General features: G+C 68.2%; 18 protein-coding genes and 2 pseudogenes. 9 read left to right on the plus strand and 11 right to left on the minus strand.

From position 1 onward, the window contains the following. Window positions 1-56 precede the first annotated feature (56 nt). A complete protein-coding gene (locus tag ACH492_RS12160) occupies window positions 57-863 on the plus strand; it encodes a helix-turn-helix domain-containing protein (RefSeq protein WP_398985429.1) in 807 nt (268 codons plus the stop codon). On the opposite strand, the gene ACH492_RS12165 is transcribed toward ACH492_RS12160, so the two are convergent. The 5 genes from ACH492_RS12165 to ACH492_RS12185 are packed head-to-tail and all read right to left on the minus strand — an operon-like array spanning window position 830 to window position 7,953. Further along, window positions 830-3,772: a glycoside hydrolase family 2 TIM barrel-domain containing protein gene (locus ACH492_RS12165; RefSeq protein WP_398985431.1), complete on the minus strand. Its 2,943-nt coding sequence runs from the start codon at window positions 3,770-3,772 to the stop codon at window positions 830-832. The genes ACH492_RS12160 and ACH492_RS12165 overlap by 34 nt on opposite strands. After that, a complete protein-coding gene (locus tag ACH492_RS12170) occupies window positions 3,772-4,617 on the minus strand; it encodes a carbohydrate ABC transporter permease (protein ID WP_398985433.1) in 846 nt (281 codons plus the stop codon). Before ACH492_RS12170 ends, ACH492_RS12165 begins: the two co-directional genes overlap by 1 nt. 31 nt (window positions 4,618-4,648) lie before the next feature. Beyond that, window positions 4,649-5,617 carry a carbohydrate ABC transporter permease gene (locus ACH492_RS12175; protein ID WP_398985436.1) on the minus strand — a complete coding sequence of 323 codons (969 nt, stop codon included), beginning with the start codon at window positions 5,615-5,617 and terminating at the stop codon, window positions 4,649-4,651. Between the two features lies 1 nt (window position 5,618). Continuing rightward, the gene (locus tag ACH492_RS12180) at window positions 5,619-6,899 is read right to left on the minus strand and encodes an extracellular solute-binding protein (protein ID WP_398985438.1); all 1,281 of its coding nucleotides are present in this window, start codon (window positions 6,897-6,899) and stop codon (window positions 5,619-5,621) included. Window positions 6,900-6,936: 37 nt separating this feature from the next. Beyond that, window positions 6,937-7,953 carry a carbohydrate kinase family protein gene (locus ACH492_RS12185; RefSeq protein ID WP_398985440.1) on the minus strand — a complete coding sequence of 339 codons (1,017 nt, stop codon included), beginning with the start codon at window positions 7,951-7,953 and terminating at the stop codon, window positions 6,937-6,939. 136 nt (window positions 7,954-8,089) lie between these two features. Between ACH492_RS12185 and ACH492_RS12190 the strand changes: the two genes are divergently transcribed. Genes ACH492_RS12190 through ACH492_RS12200 form a run of 3 tightly spaced genes read left to right on the plus strand, consistent with a single transcriptional unit; the run spans window position 8,090 to window position 13,310 of the window. Further along, entirely contained in the window at window positions 8,090-8,839 is a 750-nt protein-coding gene (locus ACH492_RS12190; RefSeq protein ID WP_398985442.1) for a DeoR/GlpR family DNA-binding transcription regulator, read from the plus strand. Then, complete coding sequence (locus ACH492_RS12195; RefSeq protein ID WP_398985444.1) at window positions 8,836-10,176, plus strand: 6-phospho-beta-glucosidase; 1,341 nt, start codon at window positions 8,836-8,838, stop codon at window positions 10,174-10,176. The genes ACH492_RS12190 and ACH492_RS12195 overlap by 4 nt, the downstream gene beginning before the upstream one ends. An 11-nt stretch (window positions 10,177-10,187) precedes the next feature. Further along, window positions 10,188-13,310 (plus strand): alpha-mannosidase, encoded by a 3,123-nt coding sequence (locus tag ACH492_RS12200; RefSeq protein ID WP_398985446.1) that lies wholly within the window; start codon window positions 10,188-10,190, stop codon window positions 13,308-13,310. A gap of 49 nt (window positions 13,311-13,359) precedes the next feature. Here the strand turns inward: ACH492_RS12200 and ACH492_RS12205 are convergent, their stop codons facing one another. Both ACH492_RS12205 and ACH492_RS12210 read right to left on the minus strand, forming a co-directional pair. Beyond that, entirely contained in the window at window positions 13,360-13,530 is a 171-nt protein-coding gene (locus ACH492_RS12205) for a VOC family protein (protein WP_398985448.1), read from the minus strand. 149 nt (window positions 13,531-13,679) lie between these two features. Further along, window positions 13,680-13,853 (minus strand): hypothetical protein, encoded by a 174-nt coding sequence (locus tag ACH492_RS12210; protein WP_398986235.1) that lies wholly within the window; start codon window positions 13,851-13,853, stop codon window positions 13,680-13,682. Window positions 13,854-13,860: 7 nt separating this feature from the next. Here ACH492_RS12210 and ACH492_RS12215 point away from each other — a divergent pair. Together ACH492_RS12215 and ACH492_RS12220 are read left to right on the plus strand one after the other, a co-directional pair. Next, window positions 13,861-14,152, plus strand: a pseudogene (locus tag ACH492_RS12215) (TrmO family methyltransferase); the annotation flags it as partial. A 296-nt stretch (window positions 14,153-14,448) separates the two neighbouring features. Continuing rightward, complete coding sequence (locus tag ACH492_RS12220; protein ID WP_398985450.1) at window positions 14,449-15,714, plus strand: TerD family protein; 1,266 nt, start codon at window positions 14,449-14,451, stop codon at window positions 15,712-15,714. Between the two features lie 367 nt (window positions 15,715-16,081). On the opposite strand, the gene ACH492_RS12225 is transcribed toward ACH492_RS12220, so the two are convergent. Next, window positions 16,082-17,422, minus strand: coding sequence for a tetratricopeptide repeat protein (locus tag ACH492_RS12225; protein ID WP_398985452.1), 1,341 nt, complete (start codon window positions 17,420-17,422; stop codon window positions 16,082-16,084). A gap of 1,061 nt (window positions 17,423-18,483) precedes the next feature. Between ACH492_RS12225 and ACH492_RS12230 the strand changes: the two are divergent. The 3 genes and pseudogenes from ACH492_RS12230 to ACH492_RS12240 all read left to right on the plus strand — a co-directional run. Next, window positions 18,484-19,215 (plus strand): annotated as a pseudogene (locus ACH492_RS12230) (asparagine synthase-related protein); the annotation flags it as partial. 221 nt (window positions 19,216-19,436) lie between these two features. Further along, window positions 19,437-19,751 (plus strand): hypothetical protein, encoded by a 315-nt coding sequence (locus ACH492_RS12235; protein ID WP_398986237.1) that lies wholly within the window; start codon window positions 19,437-19,439, stop codon window positions 19,749-19,751. A 25-nt stretch (window positions 19,752-19,776) separates the two neighbouring features. After that, window positions 19,777-20,490 carry a class I SAM-dependent methyltransferase gene (locus tag ACH492_RS12240; RefSeq protein ID WP_398985454.1) on the plus strand — a complete coding sequence of 238 codons (714 nt, stop codon included), beginning with the start codon at window positions 19,777-19,779 and terminating at the stop codon, window positions 20,488-20,490. Between the two features lie 123 nt (window positions 20,491-20,613). On the opposite strand, the gene ACH492_RS12245 is transcribed toward ACH492_RS12240, so the two are convergent. The 3 genes from ACH492_RS12245 to rpmG form a co-directional block, all read right to left on the minus strand. Then, on the minus strand, window positions 20,614-21,582 hold the full coding sequence (locus ACH492_RS12245; RefSeq protein WP_398985456.1) for an NAD(P)-dependent oxidoreductase: 969 nt from the start codon (window positions 21,580-21,582) through the stop codon (window positions 20,614-20,616). Window positions 21,583-21,733: 151 nt separating this feature from the next. Next, a complete protein-coding gene (locus ACH492_RS12250) occupies window positions 21,734-21,994 on the minus strand; it encodes a type B 50S ribosomal protein L31 (RefSeq protein WP_398985458.1) in 261 nt (86 codons plus the stop codon). A 46-nt stretch (window positions 21,995-22,040) separates the two neighbouring features. After that, the gene (rpmG, locus tag ACH492_RS12255; RefSeq protein ID WP_307665137.1) at window positions 22,041-22,205 is read right to left on the minus strand and encodes a 50S ribosomal protein L33; all 165 of its coding nucleotides are present in this window, start codon (window positions 22,203-22,205) and stop codon (window positions 22,041-22,043) included. Between the last annotated feature and the right edge of the window lie 35 nt (window positions 22,206-22,240).

Raw genomic sequence — 22,240 nt, forward strand, 5'->3', positions numbered from 1 at the left:
AACGAACTCCACGCCTGTCGTGGGCTGCAATCACCGACTACTGGTAATTTCTCACCATGGACCGTGTGGAGATCCGGCTGGACGAGCCCCCGCGCGTGGCGAACATCGGAGTGGGGGTGCACGGGGTCAACGGGCCGCACGACATCTTCCGGCTGACCGGCCTGTGGCAGCTGCATCTGTACAGCTACGAGGCCGAGCTCATTCTCGGCGGCACGGTCCACCGCATCCGACCCGGCCGGGTGAGCCTGATCCCGCCCGGCGAAGAGGTGCACTTTCACTACCGCGGCCGGTCCGAGCACTTGTACGCACACCTTCAGCTCTCCGATTCGGGCGCGCGGCACACCGTTCCGGTGATGCAGGACGTCGGCGCCGACGGGCCATTGCTCTCCGCCCTGCTGCGGCGCGGCATCGCGGCGATGCCCGGTACGCCGTCGAAGGCCGCCGCCACCGCATGGGCGGCACTCTGGCAGGTGGTCGAGCTGAGCGCGCCCGAACGGCCGGGCGGGGGTCCTCCCGCCATCGCCGCGGCCATGGCCCATATCGAGGCGCACCTCGCCGAACCGCTGACCGTGCCGGACATCGCCCAGGTGGCCGGGGTCTCGCACAACCACCTCACCCGGCTCTTCCGCGCCGAGACAGGTACCACCGTGGTCGCCTACATCCGCCGCCGACGGCTGGAACGGGCACGCCATCTGCTGCGCGCCTCGACGCTCGCCATCCCGGCCGTGGCGGCGGCGGTGGGCATTCCCGACCTGCAGGCCTTCAACAAGGCATGCCACCGCGAACTCGGCGGCTCCCCCCGCGCCGTCCGCACCTCGGACTCGCCGGTCTACCGGCGACAGAGCGTCCAGGACCAGCGGTAGGTCCCCGCCCCGACCAGATAGGGCGGTAGCGTGTCAGGCCCGCAGGAGGCCGTGCCGAGTCCGCGGTGTGCGGCGTCGATGTGGACCACCGGACAGGCGCGCGGGGTGAGTTCATCATGGTGCGCCGCTGTGTCCAGGTCGTGGGCGCGGTGGCGTACGACAGAGACCTGGCGCGGGCTGTCGAGCCGGACCGTCAGACCTGGTCCACCCCCTGAAGAACTGAGCGAGAAACTGCGTACGCCGTGCCGCCCGCCGCTTTCCTGCGGACGCAGATACGGGGTGAACAGCGCGTCCACGGAGGCACGGTGGTGCCCCACGGCCGCGCCCGCGCTGCGGTCCGGATACGACTCCCAGGGCCCCTGTCCGTACCACTCGATCAGATCGAGTCCGCTCACCGTCTCGAAGACGGATCCGACCCGTGCGACATCGGACACGCCCTCGGGCAGCACAGCGGTCTCCTCGACGAGAAGGCCGTCCCGCACCGGGGTGAAGAACTGCTCGTGCAGGACCGTGCCCGCCCTGGTGTCGTACGCGGAGCGCACCGACACCTTCTCCGCGTCGCGGGTCACCGACACCAGCTTGCGTACGAGGGTGTCGAGACCCAGCGTGCGCCAGTGGTCCGCGGGGCCACCCAGCAGGTCGTTGTCGGTAGGCGCGCGCCACAGACTCAGCACAGGTGGTGAGGTGAGCAGCGGGTGGACGAGCAGTCCGTCGCCGTCCACCTCGACGCTCCCCGTGCAGGGGGCGGCCGCGAACGGGGCCCGCTCACGCAGTCGTATCCGCGGTGTGCACACCTCAGTGCCAGGTGGCGCCCATGTCTCGTCGTGCGCCGTGGTCACGCGAAGGGTCAGCCAGGCCTCTCCGCCGTCCTTTGGCAGCGTGGCCAGGAGGCCCTGAAGATGCGGGAGTTCGGCGGAGCCGCCGGGAGGTACGACGGGGAGGGCGGCCGGGGCGGTGATGGTTTCCGCGTCCTCGGCCGTCAGATGCCACTCGGCGGTCAGCCACGACAGATCGCGGAAGTGCTGGTGGTTGTGGACCAGCAGCGTCCCGCCTTGCTCCGAGAGCCATGACAGCCGTACGGGAGCGGCCAGTTCACGGTGTTCGTACATCGCGGGTTTCGGTGTGCGGTCGGGGAAGAGCAGGCCGTCCGCGCAGAACGCGCCGTCGTTCGGGGTGTCGCCGAAGTCGCCGCCGTACGCCCAGCGGTAGCCCTCGGCGGCCACTCCGTTCGCGTACGCTCCGGCGCCCGTCCGCCCCGCCGGCCGCCCGTCGCTCAGCCGCTGGAGGATGCCGTGGTCCCACAGCTCCCAGATGAAGCCGCCCTGCAGACCCGGGGTGGACTCGAATGCCTGCCAGTGGTCGGCGAGGGTGCCGTTGCTGTTTCCCATGGCGTGCGAGTACTCGCACAGGATCAGCGGTTTGGTCTGGGTGCCCGAGCGGGCGTGCGCCACGATCTCGTCGAGGGACGCGTACATCGGGCAGACGATGTCGCTCGCGATGTCCGTCGCGGACCAGTCGGTCTTGGCGGCGCCCTCGTACTGGAGTGGGCGGGTGGGGTCGTGGCGGCGCAGCCAGCCGGCCGCGGCGTCGTGGTTGGCGCCGTAGTCGCTCTCGTTGCCCAGCGACCAGATGATGACGCTGGGGTGGTTCTTGTCGCGCAGCACCATCCGCGATACCCGGTCCACGAAGGCGGGGAGATAGCGCGGGTCGTCGGCGATCTCGTGGGCGTGGTCGTGGCTCTCGATGTCCGCCTCGTCCACGAGATACAGGCCCAGCTCGTCGGCGAGGTCCAGCAGCGCCGGATCGCCCGGGTAGTGCGAGGTGCGAATGGCGTTGAAGCCGAAGCGCTTGGCCGTCTCCAGATCGGCGCGGATCTCGTCGGCGCCGAGAGTGCGCCCGGTGAGCGGATGGAAGTCGTGCCGGTTGACGCCGCGGATGTACACGCGCTCGCCGTTGACCAGCAGGTCCCGGCCACGGATCTCGATGTCGCGGAATCCGATGCGGTGGTACGAGGTGTCGGCGACCGTGCCGTCCGCGTGGTGCAGCCGCACGGTGAGGCCGTAGAGCACAGGTGTCTCGGCCGACCATGGGCGTACGCCGCTGAGCGTGGCGCTCAGCCGGGCCTCCCCAAGGAAGTCGGAGACCCGTCCCACGGCCTGGTTCGCCGCGTCGTAGGCGGCATCCTGGACGAGGTCGCCGAACTCCTCCAGCTCCCCGCTGATCGACCAGCCCTCGGGCAGGGGGCCCTCGGTCGCCGATCCGCGCACCTGACAGTCGACCCGCAGGATGCCGTCCTGCCCGGCACGTACGGTCACATCGGCGAGATGCAGCGGGTCGGTGGCGTACAGCAGCACCGAGCGTGTGATGCCGCCGTGCCACCACTGGTCCTGGTCCTCGATGTGAGTGGCGTCGGACCACTTGACCACCGTGAGGCGTACGGTGCTGCGCTCCCCCGGGCGTACCACGCCGGTCAGGTCGAACTCACTCGCCAGATGGGAGTCCTTACCGACACCGACGGCCTGTCCGTCGACCTCCACGATCAGCACGCTCTCCGCAGCGCCGACCTGGAGCACGATGCGGCGGCCCGCCCACTCGGCGGGGATGTCGGCCTCGCGCTCATGGACGCCGGTGGGGTTGGCCGTCGGTGACGCGGGCGGGTGGTGCGCCCACGGCATCGTCACATTGGTGTAGTGCGGCAGGTCGGGCGCGCCGGCGTCCTGCATTGTCCAGGCGCCGGGCACCTCCAGCCGCGACCAGCTGTCCGTGAGCGGGGCGTCCGGTGCGGGCAGCAGCTGGAAGCGCCACTCGCCGTCGAGACTCAGACTCCCTGGGCGGCGGTCCACGGCGTGCATCGGCAGGCGCCGCCAGGAGGTGATCTCGGGCGCTTCCCAGGGGCGTACCGGCAGCATCAGCGAATGGCTCCCTTGGCCAGATCGGCGATCATCTGGCGGGCGCCGATCGCGAAGACGATGAGCAGGGGGATCAGTGCGAGCAGGGCGCCGGTCATCACCATGCCATAGTCGGTCGTGCCGTGGACGCCGTTGAGCTGCGACAGCGCGACCTGGAGCGTCACATGGTCGGGGTTGACCAGGGCGATCAGCGGCCAGGCGTAGTCGTTCCACTGGCCCATGAAGGTGAAAATGCCGAGGAAGGCGAGGCCGGGACGGACGACGGGCAGGGCCACGTGCCAGTACTGGCGCAGGAAGCCGCAGCCGTCGAGCCGGGATGCGTCCATCAGCTCGTCGTGGATCGCGCCCTTCATGTACTGGCGCATCCAGAAGATGCCGAAGGCGTTGGCCGCGGCCGGCACCACGAGGGCGGTGAGCGAGCCGATCCAGCCGATCCGCGCCATGATCACGAACTGCGGGATCGCCTGGAGCTGGGCGGGAACCATGAAGATGGCCATCATGATCACGAACAGCGCACGGCGGCCGGGGAAGTGGAACTTCGCGAAGACGAAGGCGGCCAGCGAGTCGAAGACCAGCACCAGGAACGTCACGGAGCCCGCGACGATGAGGGAGTTGAGCATCGACCCGAAGAAGTCGACGTTGTCGAGGAGAGCGCTGACGTTCTCGTCGAAGTGCGAGCCGGGCAGCAGCTTCGGCGGAAACTGGAAGATCTCGCTCGTCGTGTGTGTCGACATGACGACGGTCCAGTAGAACGGGAACAGCGAGAGGACGACGCCGACGATCAGCGAGAGGTGCAGGACGAGCCCTCGGGGCCGTGCGCCCTTCATGGCCTTCGTTCCTTTCATGACGGTCATGATGGTCATGACGGTCCCCCCTCTACTTTTCCCGGCGCTGGACAAGGCGCCAGTTGATGATCGAGAAGACGGCGACGATCAGGAAGATGCCCCACGCGATCGCGGCGCCGTAGCCGAAGTCGTTGTTGTCGAAGGTCTGCTGGAAGAAGTAGAGGACCATCGTCTGGCCGGCGTTGTCCGGACCGCCCGCGAAGGTCGAGGTGTTGGCGGTGGTCTGGAGCAGCACCTGCGGCTCGGAGAAGCTCTGCAGGCCGGTGACCGTCGACACCACGAGGGTGAAGAGGATGACGGGCCTCATGAGCGGCACCGTGACCCGGAAGAAGGTCTGCACGGGCCCGGCGCCATCGACGCGCGCGGCCTCGTACAGCTCGCTCGGGATGGTCTGCAGACCGGCGAGGAAGATGATCGCGTTGTAGCCGGTCCACTGCCAGGTCATCAGCGAGGCGATCGCGACCTTGATGCCCCAGGGCGTGTTCAGCCACGCTATCTGCTCCAGGCCGAGACCCTGGAGTACTGCGTTGACCAGGCCGAAGTTGGTGCTGAAGACCGACCCGAAGATGATCGCGATCGCGACGACCGAGGTCACGTTCGGAAGGAAGTACGCGAAGCGGTAGAGGCTCTTGAAGCGCACCGCGGAGTTGAGCATCACCGCGGTCACCAGCGCGATGAAGAGCATGGGGAGGGTCGAGATGGCCCAGATGATCAGCGTGTTGCCGATGGCGTGCCAGAACTGGGTGTCGCTCAGCAGATAGCTGTACTGCGACAGGCCCGCGTACTCCATCGACCCCAGGCCGTCCCAGCGGTGGAACGAGAGATAGAGCGAGAAGCCCACGGGTATCAGGCCGAAGCACAGGAACAGCAGGTAGAAAGGCGAGATCGCGAGGTAGAGCCGCCAGTACCCGAATATGGAACGGGACTTGGGGGGCGCGACCTGCGGAGCCGAGGTGGCCGCGGGGCTCTCGACGACGGGTGCGGGGGGCGCGGTGGCCATGTCAGCTCACCCCCAGGTGATCGGCGATGCGCCGGCACTTGCTCATGGCGTCCTTCCAGGCTTGGCCCGGGTCCTTGCCCAGGGTGTGCACCTTGGTGAGCTCGTCGTAGACCGGCTGCTGCAGGGCGAAGTCGTACGGGCTGTTGTAGGCGACCGGGATCTTCTCGGCGGCCGGGCCGAAGACGTCGATGGTGATCTGCCCGCCGAAGAACGGGTCCGGGTCGCGCATGGCTTTTTGCTCGTACGAGGCCGGGGTGGACGGGAAGAGCGAGGCATCGACGAAGCCGCGGGTCTGATTGTCCGCGTTCAGCAGCCAGGTGATGATCGCGAAGGCCTGCTCGGGCTCCCGGCAGGCCTTGGTGATGGCCAGGAAGGAGCCGCCGTTGTTGGCGGCACCGCCGGGCATCTGGGCCACCCGCCACTTGCCCTTTGTCTTGGGTACGGCCAGCTTGAGGTCGCCGGCCGCCCACGATGCGTTGAGCTGGCTGGGGAGCCGGCCCTGCTCCATGGCCGCGTTGCTGTCCGGGGTGCCGCTGACGACGTTCGAGATCAGTCCGCGGCGGCGCGCCTCGAGGGCCAGGGCCCAGGCCTCGGTCACATGCTTCTGGTCGCCGATGAAGTGCCCGTCCTCGTCCACGAACCGCTCGGTGCCCTGGTTGATCGCGTTCGAGAGGACGGTGAGGGGGTCGATGAGCAGGTACGCGCCCGGGATTTTCTTCTTCAGCTGCTCACCGGCCGCGAAGTACTTCTCCCAGGTGCTCATCTGCGCCGCGACCTCGGCCGGCTCGGCGGGCAGACCGGCCCGGTCGAAGACATCGGCGCGGTAGTACTGCACGACGGGCCCGGTGTCGATCGGAAACCCGACCATGCGCCCGTCGGGGGCGATGCCCTGCTCCCACTTCCACGGCAGATACCGGTCCTTGAACCGGTCGGCGCCGAGTGTGCGCAGGTCCACGAACTGACCGGCGTTGGGGAGGTACGAGGCCATGTCCTCGCCCTTGAGTCCGGTGATGTCCGGCACGGCCGCGCGGCCCGCCATGGTGGTCAGCAGCTTGGACCTGAAGTAGCCGCCGATCTGCACCGGCTTGAGCTCCACGTCCGTAAAGCGGTTCCTGGCCGTGGCCACGACCTTTTCGCTCAGTCCGCCGGTCCAGTACCACAGGGTCATGTTCCGGCCGGTGGAGCCGCGAGGAACCGCGCAGCCTGCCGCAGCGGGGCCGAGCGCCGCGGCCGCCGTGGTGGCCAGACCTGCGCGCAGCAGCCCTCTTCGGGAGAGGTGCACTGCTCCCACCGCCTTTCGGTGTGTTTCGGACGGGTGTTCAGCGGGGGGTGACGGTTGCGTGGTGCGGGGCCGGCCCGGGGTCGGCGGGGATGCGGTCGGCCAGGAATCCGTAGGCGCACGACAGTTCGGGGTCGCGTGAGCCTGTCGTACGCCACCACTGATCGATGCCGTACCAGCCGGGGGCGGCGAGCGCACCGGTGTGGTGCTGTACGGACAGTCCGGCGGCGAGGGAGGCGAAGCGCAGCCGCTCGGCGAGCGGCCAGCCGCCCAGGGTGGCGGCGACGAAGCTCGCACCGAAGACGTCTCCGGCGCCGGTCGCATCCATGGCATCGATGTCAACGGCCGCGACCTGGGCGTGCTCGCCGGTCGTCTGGTCGACCGCGAGGGCGCCGGAGCGCCCGCAGGTGATCACTGCGACGGGTGTCAGTTCGGCGAGCTTGTCGAGTGCGGCGGCCGGGCTGTCGGTGCGCGTGTAGCCCATGGCCTCGGTGTCGTTGGGCAGGAAGGCGTGGCAGAGGGACAGCTGGTTCAGCACCTCGCCGGACCACTGTTCGGTGGGGTCCCAGCCGATGTCGGCGAAGATCAGGGTGCCGGCGGCCGCGGCCTTGCCGAGCCACTCCTGCGGTTCGGCTCCGATGTGCACGAGCGCGGTGCGCGCGGGCGGCGGATGGTGGAGCAGTTCGTCCTGGGAGTGGGCGGGCGGCCCACCGTGGGTGATGAGGGCGCGGTCGTGGCCATGGGCGAGGGAGACCGTGACCGGGGTGTTCCAGTCCCGCGCCGTACGGGAAAGGGACAGGTCGACGCCCTCCTGTCCGGCGAGGATCTGCCGGCAGTGCGCGCCGTAGTAGTCGTCGCCGAAGACCGTGGCCAGAGAGGTGTCCAGGCCGTAGCGGGCCGCCGCCACGGCGAGGTTGGCGATCCCGCCGGGACCGCAGCCCATCCCCCGGGTCCAGATCTCCTCGCCCGGCGTCGGCGGCTTGCCGAGTCCGGTGAGGACGAGGTCGTAGAAGAGCAGCCCGGTCAGCAGGACATCGGGCCTGGGCTCCTCGTCCACGGCGCATCCTCTCGCCAGAGATCTGTCGATGACCTTCAAGGTGTGCACAGGATCGTGCGCCCGGCGCGCAGAATTGGCAAGAGTTGAGCGCGAATCTGCATAGAAATGCTTGAGATTGACGAGTAGCGTTCGTGACGTGCTGGCTGAGCGACGACATCAACTCATCCTGCGGGCTCTGCGATCTGGCGGCCCCGCAGCAGTAACCGACCTGTCCGAACAGCTCGGCGTGAGCCCCGCGACCATCCGGCGCGACCTGGTCAAGCTGGAGGAGGAGGGCCTGCTCACGCGGGTCCACGGGGGAGCGGCGGTCGAGGAGGGTGATCAACCCTTCGCGGAGGTCGCCGAGATCAGGGTCCCGGAGAAGGACGCGATAGCGGTCCGGGCCGCGGCCATGGTCGAGGAGGGGCAGTCCGTCCTCCTCGACATCGGCACCACCGCCTACCGCCTGGCCCGGCAGCTGCACGGTCGCAGACTGACCGTGATCACCAGCAATCTGGTGGTGTACGAGGAGCTGGCGGACGACACCGGGATCGAGCTGATACTGCTCGGCGGGATGGTCCGGCGGGAGTACCGCTCCCTGGTCGGCTTCCTCACCGAGGACAACCTCCGCCAGCTGCACGCGGACTGGCTGTTCCTGGGCACGAGCGGCATCCGTCCCGACGGCCAGGTCATGGACACCACGGTGATCGAGGTCCCGGTCAAGCGGGCGATGATCGCGGCCGCGGACTCAGTGGTGCTCCTCGCAGACGCGGGCAAGTTCCCCGGCACCGGCATGGCGAAGGTGTGCGGCCCAGCGTCCCTCGACACAGTGGTGACCAACGCGCCCGCGGACCCGGCGACCAGCGCGGCGTTCGACGAAGCAGGAGTGAAGGTGGTTGAGGTATGAGGCTCACGATCCTCGGCGGTGGGGGCTTCAGACTGCCGCTGGTGTACGGCGCCCTGCTCGGCGATCACGCCAAGGGCCGTATCACCCACGTAACCCTTCACGACCTGGACGCCGGCCGGCTGGCCGCGATCGCGCGCGTCCTCGCCGACCAGGCGGAAGGCGTGCCGGACGCCCCGCCGGTCACCGTCACCACCGACCTCGACGAGGCGCTGCGCGGCGCCGACTTCGTGTTCTCCGCGATCCGCGTCGGCGGCCTCGAGGGCCGCGCGGCCGACGAACGCATCGCCCTCGCCGAGGACGTGCTGGGCCAGGAGACCGTCGGTGCCGGCGGCATCGCGTACGGACTGCGCACCGTCCCGGTCGCCGTCGACATCGCGCGCAGGGTCGCCCGGCTCGCTCGCGACGCCTGGGTCATCAACTTCACCAACCCGGCCGGTCTGGTCACCGAGGCCATGGCCCGACACCTCGGCGACCGCGTCATCGGCATCTGCGACTCGCCGGTGGGCCTCGGCCGCCGGGTCGCCCGCGCGCTGGGCGCGAACCCCGACACCGCGTGGATCGACTATGTGGGCCTCAACCACCTCGGCTGGCTCCGCGGCCTGCGCATCGAGGGCCGCGACGAGCTGCCCCGGCTGCTCGCCGACCCCGAGCTGCTCGGCTCCTTCGAGGAGGGCAAGCTCTTCGGCCCCGACTGGCTCCGCTCCCTCGGCGCGATCCCCAACGAATATCTGCACTACTACTACTTCAACCGCGAGGCGGTACGCGCCTATCAGGAGGCGAAGCAGACCCGCGGGGCCTTCCTCCATGAGCAACAGGCCCGGTTCTACGCGGAGATGGAGCGGCCCGACGCCCCGGCGCTGGAGACCTGGGACCGTACCCGCGCCGAGCGCGAGGCGACCTACATGGCGCACAACCGCGAGGCCGCGGGGGCCGGCGAGCGTGACGCCTGCGACCTGGAGTCCGGCGGCTACGAGCAGGTCGCCCTCGCCCTGATGCGGGCCATCGCGCACAACCAGCGCACGACGCTCATTCTCAACGTCCGCAACCGCACGACGCTTTCCGTGCTGGACGAGGAAGCGGTCGTCGAAGTGCCCTGCTTCGTCGACGCGAACGGCGCGCACCCCGTCTCCGTGTCCCCGCTGCCGCTGCACGCCACCGGACTGGTCTGCGCAGTCAAGGCCGTCGAGCGCGAGGTCCTGGCGGCGGCCGAGAGCGGCTCGCGTGCGACGGCGGTGAAGGCCTTCGCCCTGCATCCCCTCGTCGATTCAGTGACCGTCGCCCGCCGTCTCGTCGACGGCTACACCAGCGTCCACCCCGCGCTCGCGTATCTGAGGTAGGAGCCCGCCACATGCACGACGAACGCCGCCGCATCGAGGAGCGCGTCGAGCGCATCCTCCAGCAGCGCATCCAGCCCGCAGTCCACGCCGTCTCGCTCCCCCTCGACGTCACGGCATGGGAGGCTCCGGACGAGCCGGTGCCCTTCGCCGAGGCCGCGTCCCAGACGTACGAACCGTTCGCGATGGGGACGCCGTGGGGTCCGCCCTGGGGCACGACCTGGTTCAGGGTCCACGGCGAAGTCCCCGCCCACTGGGCCGGCCGTCGCGTCGAGGCCGTCTTCGACCTCGGCTTCGTCGGCGACTGGCCGGGCAACCAGGCCGAGGCCCTCCTCCACACCCTGGACGGCAGCCCCCTCAAGGCGGTCAACCCGCAGAACCAGTACGTGCCGGTCGCATCCCCCGCGGCGGGCGGCGAGCGGATCGACTATCTCGTCGAGGCCGCGTCCAACCCCGACATCCTCGCGGGCGACTTCCGTGGCCCGACCCCGCTCGGCGACAAGGCCACCGCGGGCCGGGGGCCCCTCTACACCTTCACCCGCGCCGACCTCGCCGTACTCGACGAGGACGTCTGGCACCTCTCGCTCGATATGCAGGTGCTGCGCGAGCTGATGCTGGAGCTCGGCGAGAGCGAACCGCGCAGGCACGAGATCATGCACGCGCTGGACCACGCGCTCGACGCGCTGGACCTGGACGACATCTCCGGCACGGCGGCGGATGTACGGGAGCTGCTGCGGCCGGTCCTGACACGTCCCGCGCACGCCAGCGCCCACACCATGTCGGCAGTCGGCCATGCGCACATCGACAGCGCCTGGCTGTGGCCGATCCGCGAGACCAAGCGCAAGACGTCCCGCACCTTCTCCAATGTGACCGCGCTGGCCGAGGAGTACGAGGAGTTCGTCTTCGCCTGCTCGCAGGCCCAGCAGTACGAGTGGGTCCGCGACAACTACCCGCGGGTGTGGGAGCGCATCAAGAAGGCCGTCGCCGACGGCCAGTGGGCGCCGGTCGGCGGCATGTGGGTGGAGTCCGACGGCAATCTGCCCGGCGGCGAGGCCATCGCCCGCCAGCTCGTTCACGGCAAGCGCTTCTTCATCGAGCACTTCGGCATCGAGACCAGGGGCGTCTGGCTGCCGGACTCCTTCGGCTACAACGCGGCCTATCCGCAGCTGGCGAAGCTGGCCGGCAACGAGTGGTTCCTCACCCAGAAGCTGTCCTGGAACCAGACCAACAAGCTGCCCCACCACACCTTCTGGTGGGAGGGCATCGACGGCTCGCGGATCTTCACGCACTTCCCGCCGGTGGACACGTACAACGTGGAGTTCTCCGGCAAGGAGATGGCGCACGCAGTCCGCAACTACCAGGACAAGGGCCGCGGTACCCGCTCGCTGGCACCGTTCGGGCACGGCGACGGCGGCGGCGGACCCACCCGCGAAATGATGGAGCGCGCACGGCGCCTTGCCGACCTCGAAGGCTCCGCGAAGGTCAAGGTCGAGCACCCGGACGCGTTCTTCGAGGCGGCACGCGCGGAGTACGCGGACGCACCCGTCTGGTCCGGCGAGCTCTATCTGGAGCTGCACCGCGCCACCTACACCTCGCAGGCCCGCACAAAGCAGGGCAACCGCCGCAGTGAACACCGGTTGCGCGAGGCCGAGTTGTGGGCGACGGCGGCCGCGCTGCACGCGCCGGACTACGACTACCCGTACGAGAAGCTCGACCGGCTGTGGAAGACGGTCCTGCTGCACCAGTTCCACGACATCCTGCCGGGCTCGTCGATCGCCTGGGTGCACCGCGAGGCGGAGGCGGAGTACGCGCGGGTGGCAAAGGAGCTTGAGGAGATCACCTCGGCCGCAGTGTCCGCGCTGGGCGCAGGCACATGGTCCGTGTTCAATACGAGCCCCCGCGCGCGTGCCGAGGTCGTCACCGTCCCGGCCGAAGTGGCCGAGGCCCTCGGCCACGTGCCGGGCGCGGCCCTCGACCCCGGTCTGCCCCGGCCGGCCGACGGTTCGTCGACCGTCTTTGTCGAGGTCCCGGCCTCCGGCAGCGCGCCGATCACGACGGCGGTCCCGACGCGGAAGCCCGTCACCGTGACGGACCGCGTCCTCGACAACGGCCTGGTCCGCGTGGAGTTCGCCGAGGACGGCACCCTCGCCTCCGTACGCGACCTGGCCGCCGACCGCGAAGTCCTCGCCGCCCCCGGCAACCTCCTCCGGCTGCACAGCGACCTGCCCAACTACTGGGATGCCTGGGACATCGACAAGCACTATCAGAACCGCTTCACCGACCTGCTCGACGCAGAGTCGGTCACCGTCACCGCCGCGGGGCCGCTGCTCGGCGCGGTGCGGGTCGAGCGCGCCTTCGGCAAGGGCTCGCGCATCGTGCAGACCATCACGGTCCGGGCGGGCAGCCGCCGTATCGACGTAGAGACCGAGATCGACTGGCACGAGGCCGAGAAGATCCTCAAGGCGGCCTTTCCGATCGACGTCCGGGCCGACCGGTCCACGGCGGAGATCCAGTTCGGCCATGTCCACCGGCCCACGCACACCAACACCAGCTGGGAAGCGGCCCGTTTCGAGGTCTACGGCCACCGGTGGGTGCATGTCGGGGAGCCCGGCTACGGCGTCGCGGTCATCAACGACTCGACGTACGGACACGATGTCACCCGCACCACCCGCGACGACGGCGGTACGACCACCACGGTCCGCCTCAGCCTGGTCCGCGCACCCCGCGTCCCGGACCCCGAGGCCGACCAGGGCACCCACCGCTTCACCTACGCGCTGCTGCCGGGCGCGACCGTGGAGGACGCGATCGCCGAAGGGTACGCGCTCAACCTGCCGCTGCGGGTGGCGCAGACGGCCCGGAACATCGAGCCGTTGGTGAGCGTCGACAACCCCGCCGTGACGGTCGAGGCGGTGAAGCTCGCGGACGACCGCTCGGGCGATGTGGTCGTACGGCTCTACGAGTGCCTCGGCGGCCGGGCGAAGGCGACCCTGCGCACGGGCTTCCCACTGGCCGGGGCGCAGGTCACGGACCTGCTGGAGCGTCCACTGCCGGACGAGCCGGTGACCGTCGTGGACGGCGGGGTGTCGCTGACGCTGCGGCCCTTCCAGATCCTGACGCTGCGTCTTTCGCGGGCGTAGTTAGCCCTGCTCCCGGAAGCCGAACGGCGACCGGGAGCAGGACCGTTGGCTACGGACCAGAAGGTTGCAGGTTCGAATCCTGCCGAGTACACAAGGGACCCAATTGTGACAATTCCGTCGTCTTCGTCTGCACCTCGTAGTCAAGGACCGAGCACCAGAACCGGGCGAGACCGTTGGGATCGGCACAGTCGATGACAAGCTCGATGAACTTACTGGTCATGTCAGGATCTCCCAGTCAAGTAGCGGGTCCGCCAAAGGCCACACGCTAACCGCAGTGTTCGACGGGAGGTAAGCCGCACGTGGTGTGCGTTCGTTCGGGGATCCCAGCGAGTGCTGCGATCCTCAAGACCGACACGCCATGTGCCGCTCTCAGGGCCTCGAGGTCGGCGAAGGGACAGCGTCGACGAACTCCGAGCCCTTCTGCCAGATCCGCAGCTGCATCGTCGCCTCCGCGAAAGCGAGCTTCAGCTGCTCGCACTCGTGGCGCAGCCGCCGCTCAGCCTGCGACTGCCCACCATCGGGGCCAGGCAGCGAACGGTCCATCCCGGCCGACGAAGTCGCCCTGCACGCGCGCAGCCCCCGAAACAACCCCAAGTGGCCCGCCACAGGCACGTTCGTGCACCGCAACCACCGCCGGCCGAACCAGCTCGCCGAGTCCTTCCCCCCGCCTACTCAAGGTCGACGGCCTAGATCTTCACGTCGCAGACCTCGACGCCATCGACGGTACGCCGATCATCGACCTGGCCCCGTACTTCAAGGAGTTGGGCCCTCGCGGCGAAGTACAGGAACCCAGTTGGCCGGGCGAAATGCTTGAGGGCTACTGGACCAACGTCAAGCCGTGACAGTCGTAGTTCACGCCATTTGATCTAGTGCGGGACACGTATGGAGCACGCACCAGTGGCAACGCTGGACTTCGGCCCAACACTTGTCTCCCCAGCATCAGGGCGAAGGATGTCCCACCAGGCGCCTTCACAGATGCCAGCGACACCCGACGACTCGCGGAGCTATCGGTGCCCCCTGTCAGTCCCAGCAACGTGGTCGCCTCGTAACGTGCTCAACCACCCGACATCAGGCGTTTGTCGTACACAGACCGGCCGGAGACCTCACGATGTACGCACCACCGTGAGAGGGGCCACACATGACTACCACTCTTACTAAAGGCGGCAATGCAGCTCTGCCCGCACGGGCCTGCCGTGTCACCCTCACCTCACCCACCACGGATATCGACGTCTCAGCCGTTCTCCTCGGCCAGAACGGCAAGGTGCGGAGCGATGACGATCTTGTCTTCTACAACCACTCGTCGCAAGACGGGGTCGTGCTGAAAGGCCAAACCATTCTCGCGGACCTGAGTGCGGTCCCGACCGCAGTCGACCGCATAGCGGTTGTCGCTAGCATCGACCCCCAACTGCGGGCCACCCACTTCGACGCGAGCAACACTCCCCACGCGGTCATCGAGTGTGGCGGCGCACCGATCAGGTTCATGCCGCCGCCTCTCACGAATCGGGAGACGGTGGCAATCCTGGTTGAACTCTACAGACGAGCAGGCGGGTGGAAGATCCGAGCAGTAGGACAGGGGTGGGACAGAGGACTGGCGGGTCTGGCTGCGGACGTTGGGATCGTCGTGGATGATCCAGGGCCGTCCTCGGCTCAGGCCTCACTTGCGGGGACGGACATTCCAGCCCGGCACACGCCTGCTGGGCCGCCGCCACCCGCCTACGCACCGAACATTCCACCTGTGGCTGTACCAGTCCCACAGATGGCACCGCCTCGCCCTCTCGTCCCGTTGGGCAAAGTGGCGCTCACTAAGGCTGGCCAAGCGACCATTGACATGCGCAAGGACGACCCAAGCCTCGTCGTGACGGCCACACTTGAGTGGAACGGCGGAAGCGTGGCCCGACGACGAGCCGGCGCCGACCTCGACCTATACGCCCTGTACGTTCCTGGCAGTCTCGTCACCCCGCAAGGCAAGCGCCCGAACAGATCAGATCAGGTCATCTACTACCGACAACTCGGATCGCCCATTGCTCCGCCGTACATCGCCCTGGATGGCGACTCCCGGGTGCCAGGCCGCGAGACAGTCACCATCCGACGCCCCGACCTCCAGGGCTACGTCCTTTTGTGCGCTTACAGCGCTGTAGAGAACGGCACCGGTTCGTTCAGGTCCTACGGGGCCCGGGCAGTCGTCACTGACGGACGGGGCTCCACCGTCACCGTGCCACTGTTCAACAACCGCAACCTGTCCTACTGGGTAGCCATTGCCCTGATCGACTTCACCGTTCCCGGCGGTGCCCAGATCCGGCATGTGGAGAAGTACAGCGGGAGCCATGTCGAGGCCCGCCCCACGCTGTACTCCAACGGGAACTTCAGAATGAGCACCGGAAAGGTCGAATTCAAGACCAGATAGTTGGTTGCGAGTTGCAGGTTCGAATCCTGCCGAGTGCACAACAGGCCAGAGGCCCTGTCGAGAGATCGACAGGGCCTCTGCTTTTCTCCTGACAGCGGTGGTTGATTGCAGCCGCCCCGGCGAGCGGATCAGACAGCTACCGGGAAAGCGGCATCGTCGGGCCCGCCGTCACCCCTCAGCGCGTCCTGCGTGTTCTTCGCCGCCCCCTGCCGCCAGGCCGAGCGCGAGTTCCACAACCAGGTGATGGATCAGCTTGAGGCTGCCAGCGAAGACCTCTAACAGACCCAGGGCCAGCGGAGCCGCTTGAGTCGGGCATTAAGACTCCAGCCACCCGCGAGGTCGGGCGCACGTCTTCAGAGGCGGGGGGTCAGCTGACCAGTTCCGGCCGTGCGATCGTCCGTGCGCGGTCGTATAGGTCCCTGGCAGCCGCGTTCTTGAGGTGTGGGCGCAGGTGACTGAACATGGTCTTCACCCGCTCGTCGGCCCGGCCGGACTGAACCATAGGGTAGTCGTCAAGAGCTTGGTGCCAGGTGGCGCAGGCCGCTTCGAGGTGGCCGATCTCCAGTTGCCGCTCAGCCAGAGTCGCTCGGTGTCGTACCCGTGCACGGCGGTAGACGCTGAAGCGCACCTTGTCCGACTCCTGCATGGCTTCGATAGCGCCGGCAACGTCGCCGAGTTCGTAACGAACCTGACTGATGTGGTAGTTGAGCGAAGACGGGTCATACGATCCGAACGCCTTGCCGCGCGACTCGGCGCGGTCCATCGCAGCCTCCGCCTCGCGGATGTACCGCAAGGCACCCGTGCGGTCACCGGTCTGCGCAGCTGCGTGCGCTTGCTGCCCGGAGAGAAAGGCCCGCATCCGGGGACCGGCCTTCGGTGAGGCCGCGGCAGCGACGTCGGCCAGCTCCATTGCCTTGGCCCCATGGCGCAGGTCGACCGCCTGGACGCTCATGCCGCGCAGGGTGGTGCAGTACGTCAGGTGATCCTCTGCCGCTCCCGCCAGCTCCAGGGCCTCGACGTAGTAGCGCTGGGCAAGGCCGTGGAGTCCTTCGTCCACGGCCATATAGCCCGTCAGATACAGCAGGTCGGAAGCCGCGGACAACATTGCTTGACGTACCTCTTCCGGCGCATCGGCGCGCAGGTATGAGGCCACGGTGTTCACCATGAACGACGCCGCCATGGGGCGCGCATGACGACCGCCGAACTGGTCGTCGAGTTCTGAAACGCGTTCAGTCATGGCGATGACCATGTCGACCTCGTTCATGCCGATGCGGGCAACGCGGCCGGACTGCACCGCCTCCGCACGGCCGATGACGTCAGGCCAACCGGGGATCGAAAGCGCCACGGAGAACAGGCCGGCCCCCAGGACACTGCGGCGGGACGGGTCCATGTCTTGCCTCCCCAGGTCGATCAGCCCTTCCACGGTATCTGTGGGCACGGGAGTGTGATCGCGGGGAACAGGTAAGTCCGCCTCAGCATGGGTCACCGGGCGTCCGAGGCGGCGCGAGAGGGCTTCGAGAATGCACGCCCGTACGGCACTGCGGGGAATCGTGCCGCTGAGCCAGTGACTCACCGCCGACTCGTCGTAGCGCAGCGGCGTGCCGGTCTCGGTACCGACGCGGTTCACGGCCCGCGCGAACTGGCGATGCGTCCAACGGCTCTCAGCAAGCAAGCGGCCGAGTGCTGCGTTCGGATCGCGTTTCGCCATGACCTTCAACTCCCCGTCCTCTTACAAACTTTCAAGGCTTTCAAGTCCCGACGCCGCTGCAACGGTACCGCTGTGCGTGTTCACGCGGTTGCGTAGAGGCAGGGGAGATCGGCGAGGTCCTCGCCGAAGTCGTCGTCTGAGGGACTGAGGCATGAGAAGCGAAGCGCGGGCCCTGCTGGCCCAGATGACTGAGGAGCACGGCACGGATGGCGTGCTGAGACTCGAAGCGCATGAGGGAACGGATCGGTCGCCGGGATCTGAGGGGCGCCCGCCGCGTCGGGATTCTCAGCACCGAATCGAAGAACCGCACAAGGGCTCAGCCACCGAACTGAGCGCGAAGCTCCGGGCGGTCAACGAGCGTAGCCAGAACGGCCGGCCGTGAGGCGATTAGCCGCCTCCATTGGTCGCTTCGCTGGACCGCTCCTGATCATCACCATCTCTGGGTCGGTCGGCTTCGTGGTGGGTGTGGCCCTTGCCGCTCCGCCCCACTGAGCTCCTCCCGGTCGCATGAAGCAGGCTCCCCCTGCGGCCAGGGAGGGCCCGCCGCTACGACGCGGTGGGCAACCCGTCCGGCTGTCCCATATGAGGCGGTTGGCAGCCGGACGGGTCCAGCTCCGCAGCATCCGCCGCGGAGTCCGTTCAACCCTAGAAGGAGAACGCAATGAATGTGGACGAGCTGTTCACCGGTGACCTGATCACTGGCGTCCCCACCATGGACGCTGCGCTGCTGGACAAGATGCCCGGAGGCGGCGACAACAACGGCGACCACTGCAGCAAGTGATTCATAGCTGACATGCGGCGGGGTGGGGCTGACCGGGCCTCGCTCCGCCGCACCACATTTGAAAGGTGATCACCACGTGCTTTCCCTGCGACTGCACCTGCCAGATCTCCTGGCTCCAAACTGGCACTTCGAGGAGGCCGGTTGGGTCAGTGGCGCTAGCTGGGTGAAACCCGCGAAGGTGTCAGCCCTCGCTACAGAGTTCGATGACGATCGCGCGCCGTACGTCAGTATCACTGTGAGGGAGGGCAAGCAGGGGGAGGCGGACTTCACGGCACTCACCATGAAACCGGGAGAAGCTCGCCTGTCAGCGGGCGTCCTCGGCACGGCGCCCCTCTACGTCTTAGCCGTTGGTGACGTGTTACATGCGTCATGGGACCTTGCCGAGCTCCAGCCCCACCTACGGACCGATCGACTCGTTTCACGCGTGGTGGCTCGGACCCTGACCAGACAACACCGTTACACCGCGGACACGCTGTTCGAGGGGGTGTACCGGCTCACCGAACGCGCGACCGCCGTATTCACGTCTTCGGGACTCACCACGCGCTACCCCGAGCCCGCCGAGCATGTACTGACGCCCCGCGCTCTGCGGCCCGACGTGGACCCGCTGGAAGCATTCGACGCGTTGCTGTCCGAGGCGGTCCGCGAAGCCCCCACGGCGACGGGAACCGTAGGTATTGAACTGTCGGGAGGGGCCGACTCGGGCAACGTCGCCTTGTCGGTGAGCGCGGGCTGCTACAACAAGGTCCACAGTTTCGGGTTGCTGATGGACGGAAGCAGCGGGGCACAGCAGCAGGACCGCCGACGGGCAATGGTGGGCCGCTGCGGCTTCCGTGACACAGCCACTCCAGCCATGCAGCGCCCCCCATTCGTACCGGGCGGAGTGCGGGCCCTTGGGGAGCCTCACGACCCCGCCGGGGCGTTCTACCAAGAGGCGTTCGACGTGGTGCGCAACCAGGCAGCCGCGCGAGGCTGTGAGGTGATGTTCACGGGCAGCGGCGGAGACGAGATTAACGCCCACCATTCGAGGACGAGCGCCGCACTCCCGACGACAGTCCCGGTCCCATGGCTCGGCAGGGAGGCCACGCGAGCACTCGCGGATGTCAACGAGCACCTTGCGCCGATTCCGGTACTTCCGGTCCCCACGCTGATCGCGTTTGGGCTCCACAACCCCGGGTTTCTCCGCCGCGGTGTCTGGCCGGTGAGCCCGCTCGTCCACCCCGCATCGTGCGGTTCATGGAACAGCTTCCACACGAGTTCAAGCGCGGTAAGGCCCTGTTCCGTGAGCGCCTACGGCGTGCCGGACTCGCCGAGTCGGTCGTCGCGCCGGCCGAACCGGAGAACTTCCTGGGAGTCATGGAGGCCGGACTGCGCTCGTACGGGCTGCCCGTCCTGAACAGCATGATTCGGGAATCACTACTGGTGGATCTCGGCTACGTTGACTCCAAAGCGCTTGCCCAGGCCCGAGAGGACGCCGAGCACGCGCCTACGGTGCCCGATCTCTTGTGCGACGTGCTCGCCCTGGAAATCGGACTGCGGAGCCTCATGTGACCAGCCCCGACGTGGAACCGAGCGCATGGAAGCAACGAACCTCTTCTATCGGGACCCCGCGCTGTACGACGCGATCCAGTCGGACAGCGGCAGCGCCGAGATGTGCCAAGCCCTGATCGAACGCCACAGGCCGGATGCGAAAACGCTTATGGACTTCGGCTGCGGCACTGGGCGAGATCTCGAGATCCTGGCCAAGCGCTTCGAGTGCGTCGGCGTGGACCTCCAGGCCGGCATGGTCGACTACGCACACCGAGCGCGGCCTGGACTTGACATCCGCATTGGCGACATGCGAACCGTCCGGCTCCGGCGACGCATGGACACCGTGACCTGTCTCGGCAACTCGCTGGCCTATGTGCACGACACCGACGACATCACCAGAGTGTTCGCCACCTTTGCCGCCCATGCACGGCCCGGCGGACTCTTGGTGCTCTGCTCCCCTGTGTCGCCCGTCATTCGCCCCGAGCCGACGAGCGCCGTCGTCGACACTCCAGACGGGCCGGCGCGGGTGACCATCAGTTATGGATGGGACCTGCGGACACAGATCAACACCATGCACCGGCATTGGGTTCTCGCCTCAGGCAAAGAGGCCCAGGACGAGATCCGGCGGCGCGTGCTGTTTCCCCGGGAACTGGAAGGTTACGCATCGGCCGCGGGTTTCGAGATCGTCGAAGTAGTGGGTGAGTCTCGGAACGGACTCACCGGGCCGACCGGATACACAGTGGCGCAGCACGTCCGCTGAAGACGTGACGACGCTACGAGAGGGGGCCAGTGCGACAGAAGGGCGCGCCTTGGACTGTGTGAGTCGGGAGACGGGAGGGGCGCGTCAACTGCCCGTCAACTGCGCGCCGGTGACTCGACGGGGCTACTGATCCGGCGACCCCCTGTCCCGGCCGTCCCGGCCGTCCGGGGAAGGCTCTCGGCCTTCGTCGAAGGACGCCAAATACGTGGCCGCCATGTCGCGTTCGCCCAGTCCCTGGCGCTCCAGCCGCTCGAAGCGCGCTACTCCCGCCCGCGCGACATCCAGCCGTAGTCCGGACCGCTCCCCCGCGTCGACGATCAGCCGTGTGTCCTTGAGCGCGTTCTTGACCGAAAAGCTCGGCGTGTAGTCGCCACTGAGGATTACCGCGGACTTGGTCCGCAGATACCCGCTGTCCAGCGGTCCGCCGGACACGCTGTCGAGGAAGGCCTGCGGATCGACGCCGAGGCCCCGCGCCAGCGCGATCGCCTCACCCGTGGCATGCGTCAGAGCGCCGACCCAGCTGTTGAGAACAAGCTTGAGCCTGCTGGCGGCCCCGGTGGAGCCGTCGTCGTCAACCCATGTGGTGCGCCGGCCCACGGCGTCGAAGACCGGCGTAAGAATGGCGCGGGCACTCTTCGGACCCGCGGCCAGCACCAGCAACTGCCCGGCTTCCGCGGGCTCCTTCGTACCGAGAACGGGTGCGTCGACAAAGGTGAGGCCGTGCTGCCGCGCGAAGTCGGCCAGTTCGGCCGTGGCGGCGTCCCCGACGGTGGTCGACTGCGCCCACACCGCTCCGGGGGCGAGAGCCTCGCTCGCCTCCCGCATGATTGCGAGCACCCGCGATCCGTCGTAGAGCATGGTCAGCACCACGTCCGCGCCGGTGACCGCATCGGCCGGCGATCCGGCACAGTACGCCCCGTCGGCCACGAGCCGTTCCGCTTTGGCCCGCGTACGGTTCCAGGCGCGGACGGCCAGGCCGCTGCGGAGCAGGTTGCGTGCCATCGCGGCGCCCATGATGCCGGTGCCGAGCAGCGCCACCGTGGGACGGTCCGCCCTTTCGCTCTGTTCGGTGGCTGCGGTGGATGAGGTCACTCGAATCGCCTCTCGCCGTCGTGGCTGGCTGTCGCTGGGCCAGCCAATCAGCCCGCCCTGTCTCCCGCGGACCGTGACATGCGGCATCCGGCCAGGAACACGACGGCGCGGCCGCCCATCGTGGGCGGCCGCGCCCGGCTGGTCGACCGGGTCAGTTCCGGGCCGATGCGGCGGTGCCGTAGCGGCGCTCGAAGCGCTCCACACGGCCGGCCGTGTCCAGCACCCGGGAGGTTCCGGTGTAGAAGGGATGGCTCGCCGAGGAGATCTCCACGTCGATCACCGGGTAGGTGTTGCCGTCCTCCCACTCCACGCGCTGCGCGGACTGCGCGGTCGAGTGGATCAGGAAGGCGACGTCAGCGGCACGGTCACGGAAGACGACCGGGCGCGAGACGGGGTGGATACGAGGCTTCATGCGGGATTCCTTCCTCGATGCAGGGGCGCTGGTGTCCGGTGACAGGTCAGCGTTCCTCGCGGAACAGGACGTGCTCGCCGAGAACGGGGTCGAACTTGCGCAGCAGCAGCCGGTCGGGGTTGTTCAGGCGGCTCTTGCGCGTCACGTACGTCTGGCCGGTCCCGGCGGACGACCGCAGGGTGATGACGGGACGGGTATTGCTGCGTGCCATGCGTTCCTCCCGGCGCCTCACAAGCCCACCGGGGG

Source organism: Streptomyces sp. NPDC019443 (genome assembly GCF_044389785.1).
In the GTDB taxonomy this organism is placed as follows: Bacteria; Actinomycetota; Actinomycetes; order Streptomycetales; family Streptomycetaceae; genus Streptomyces.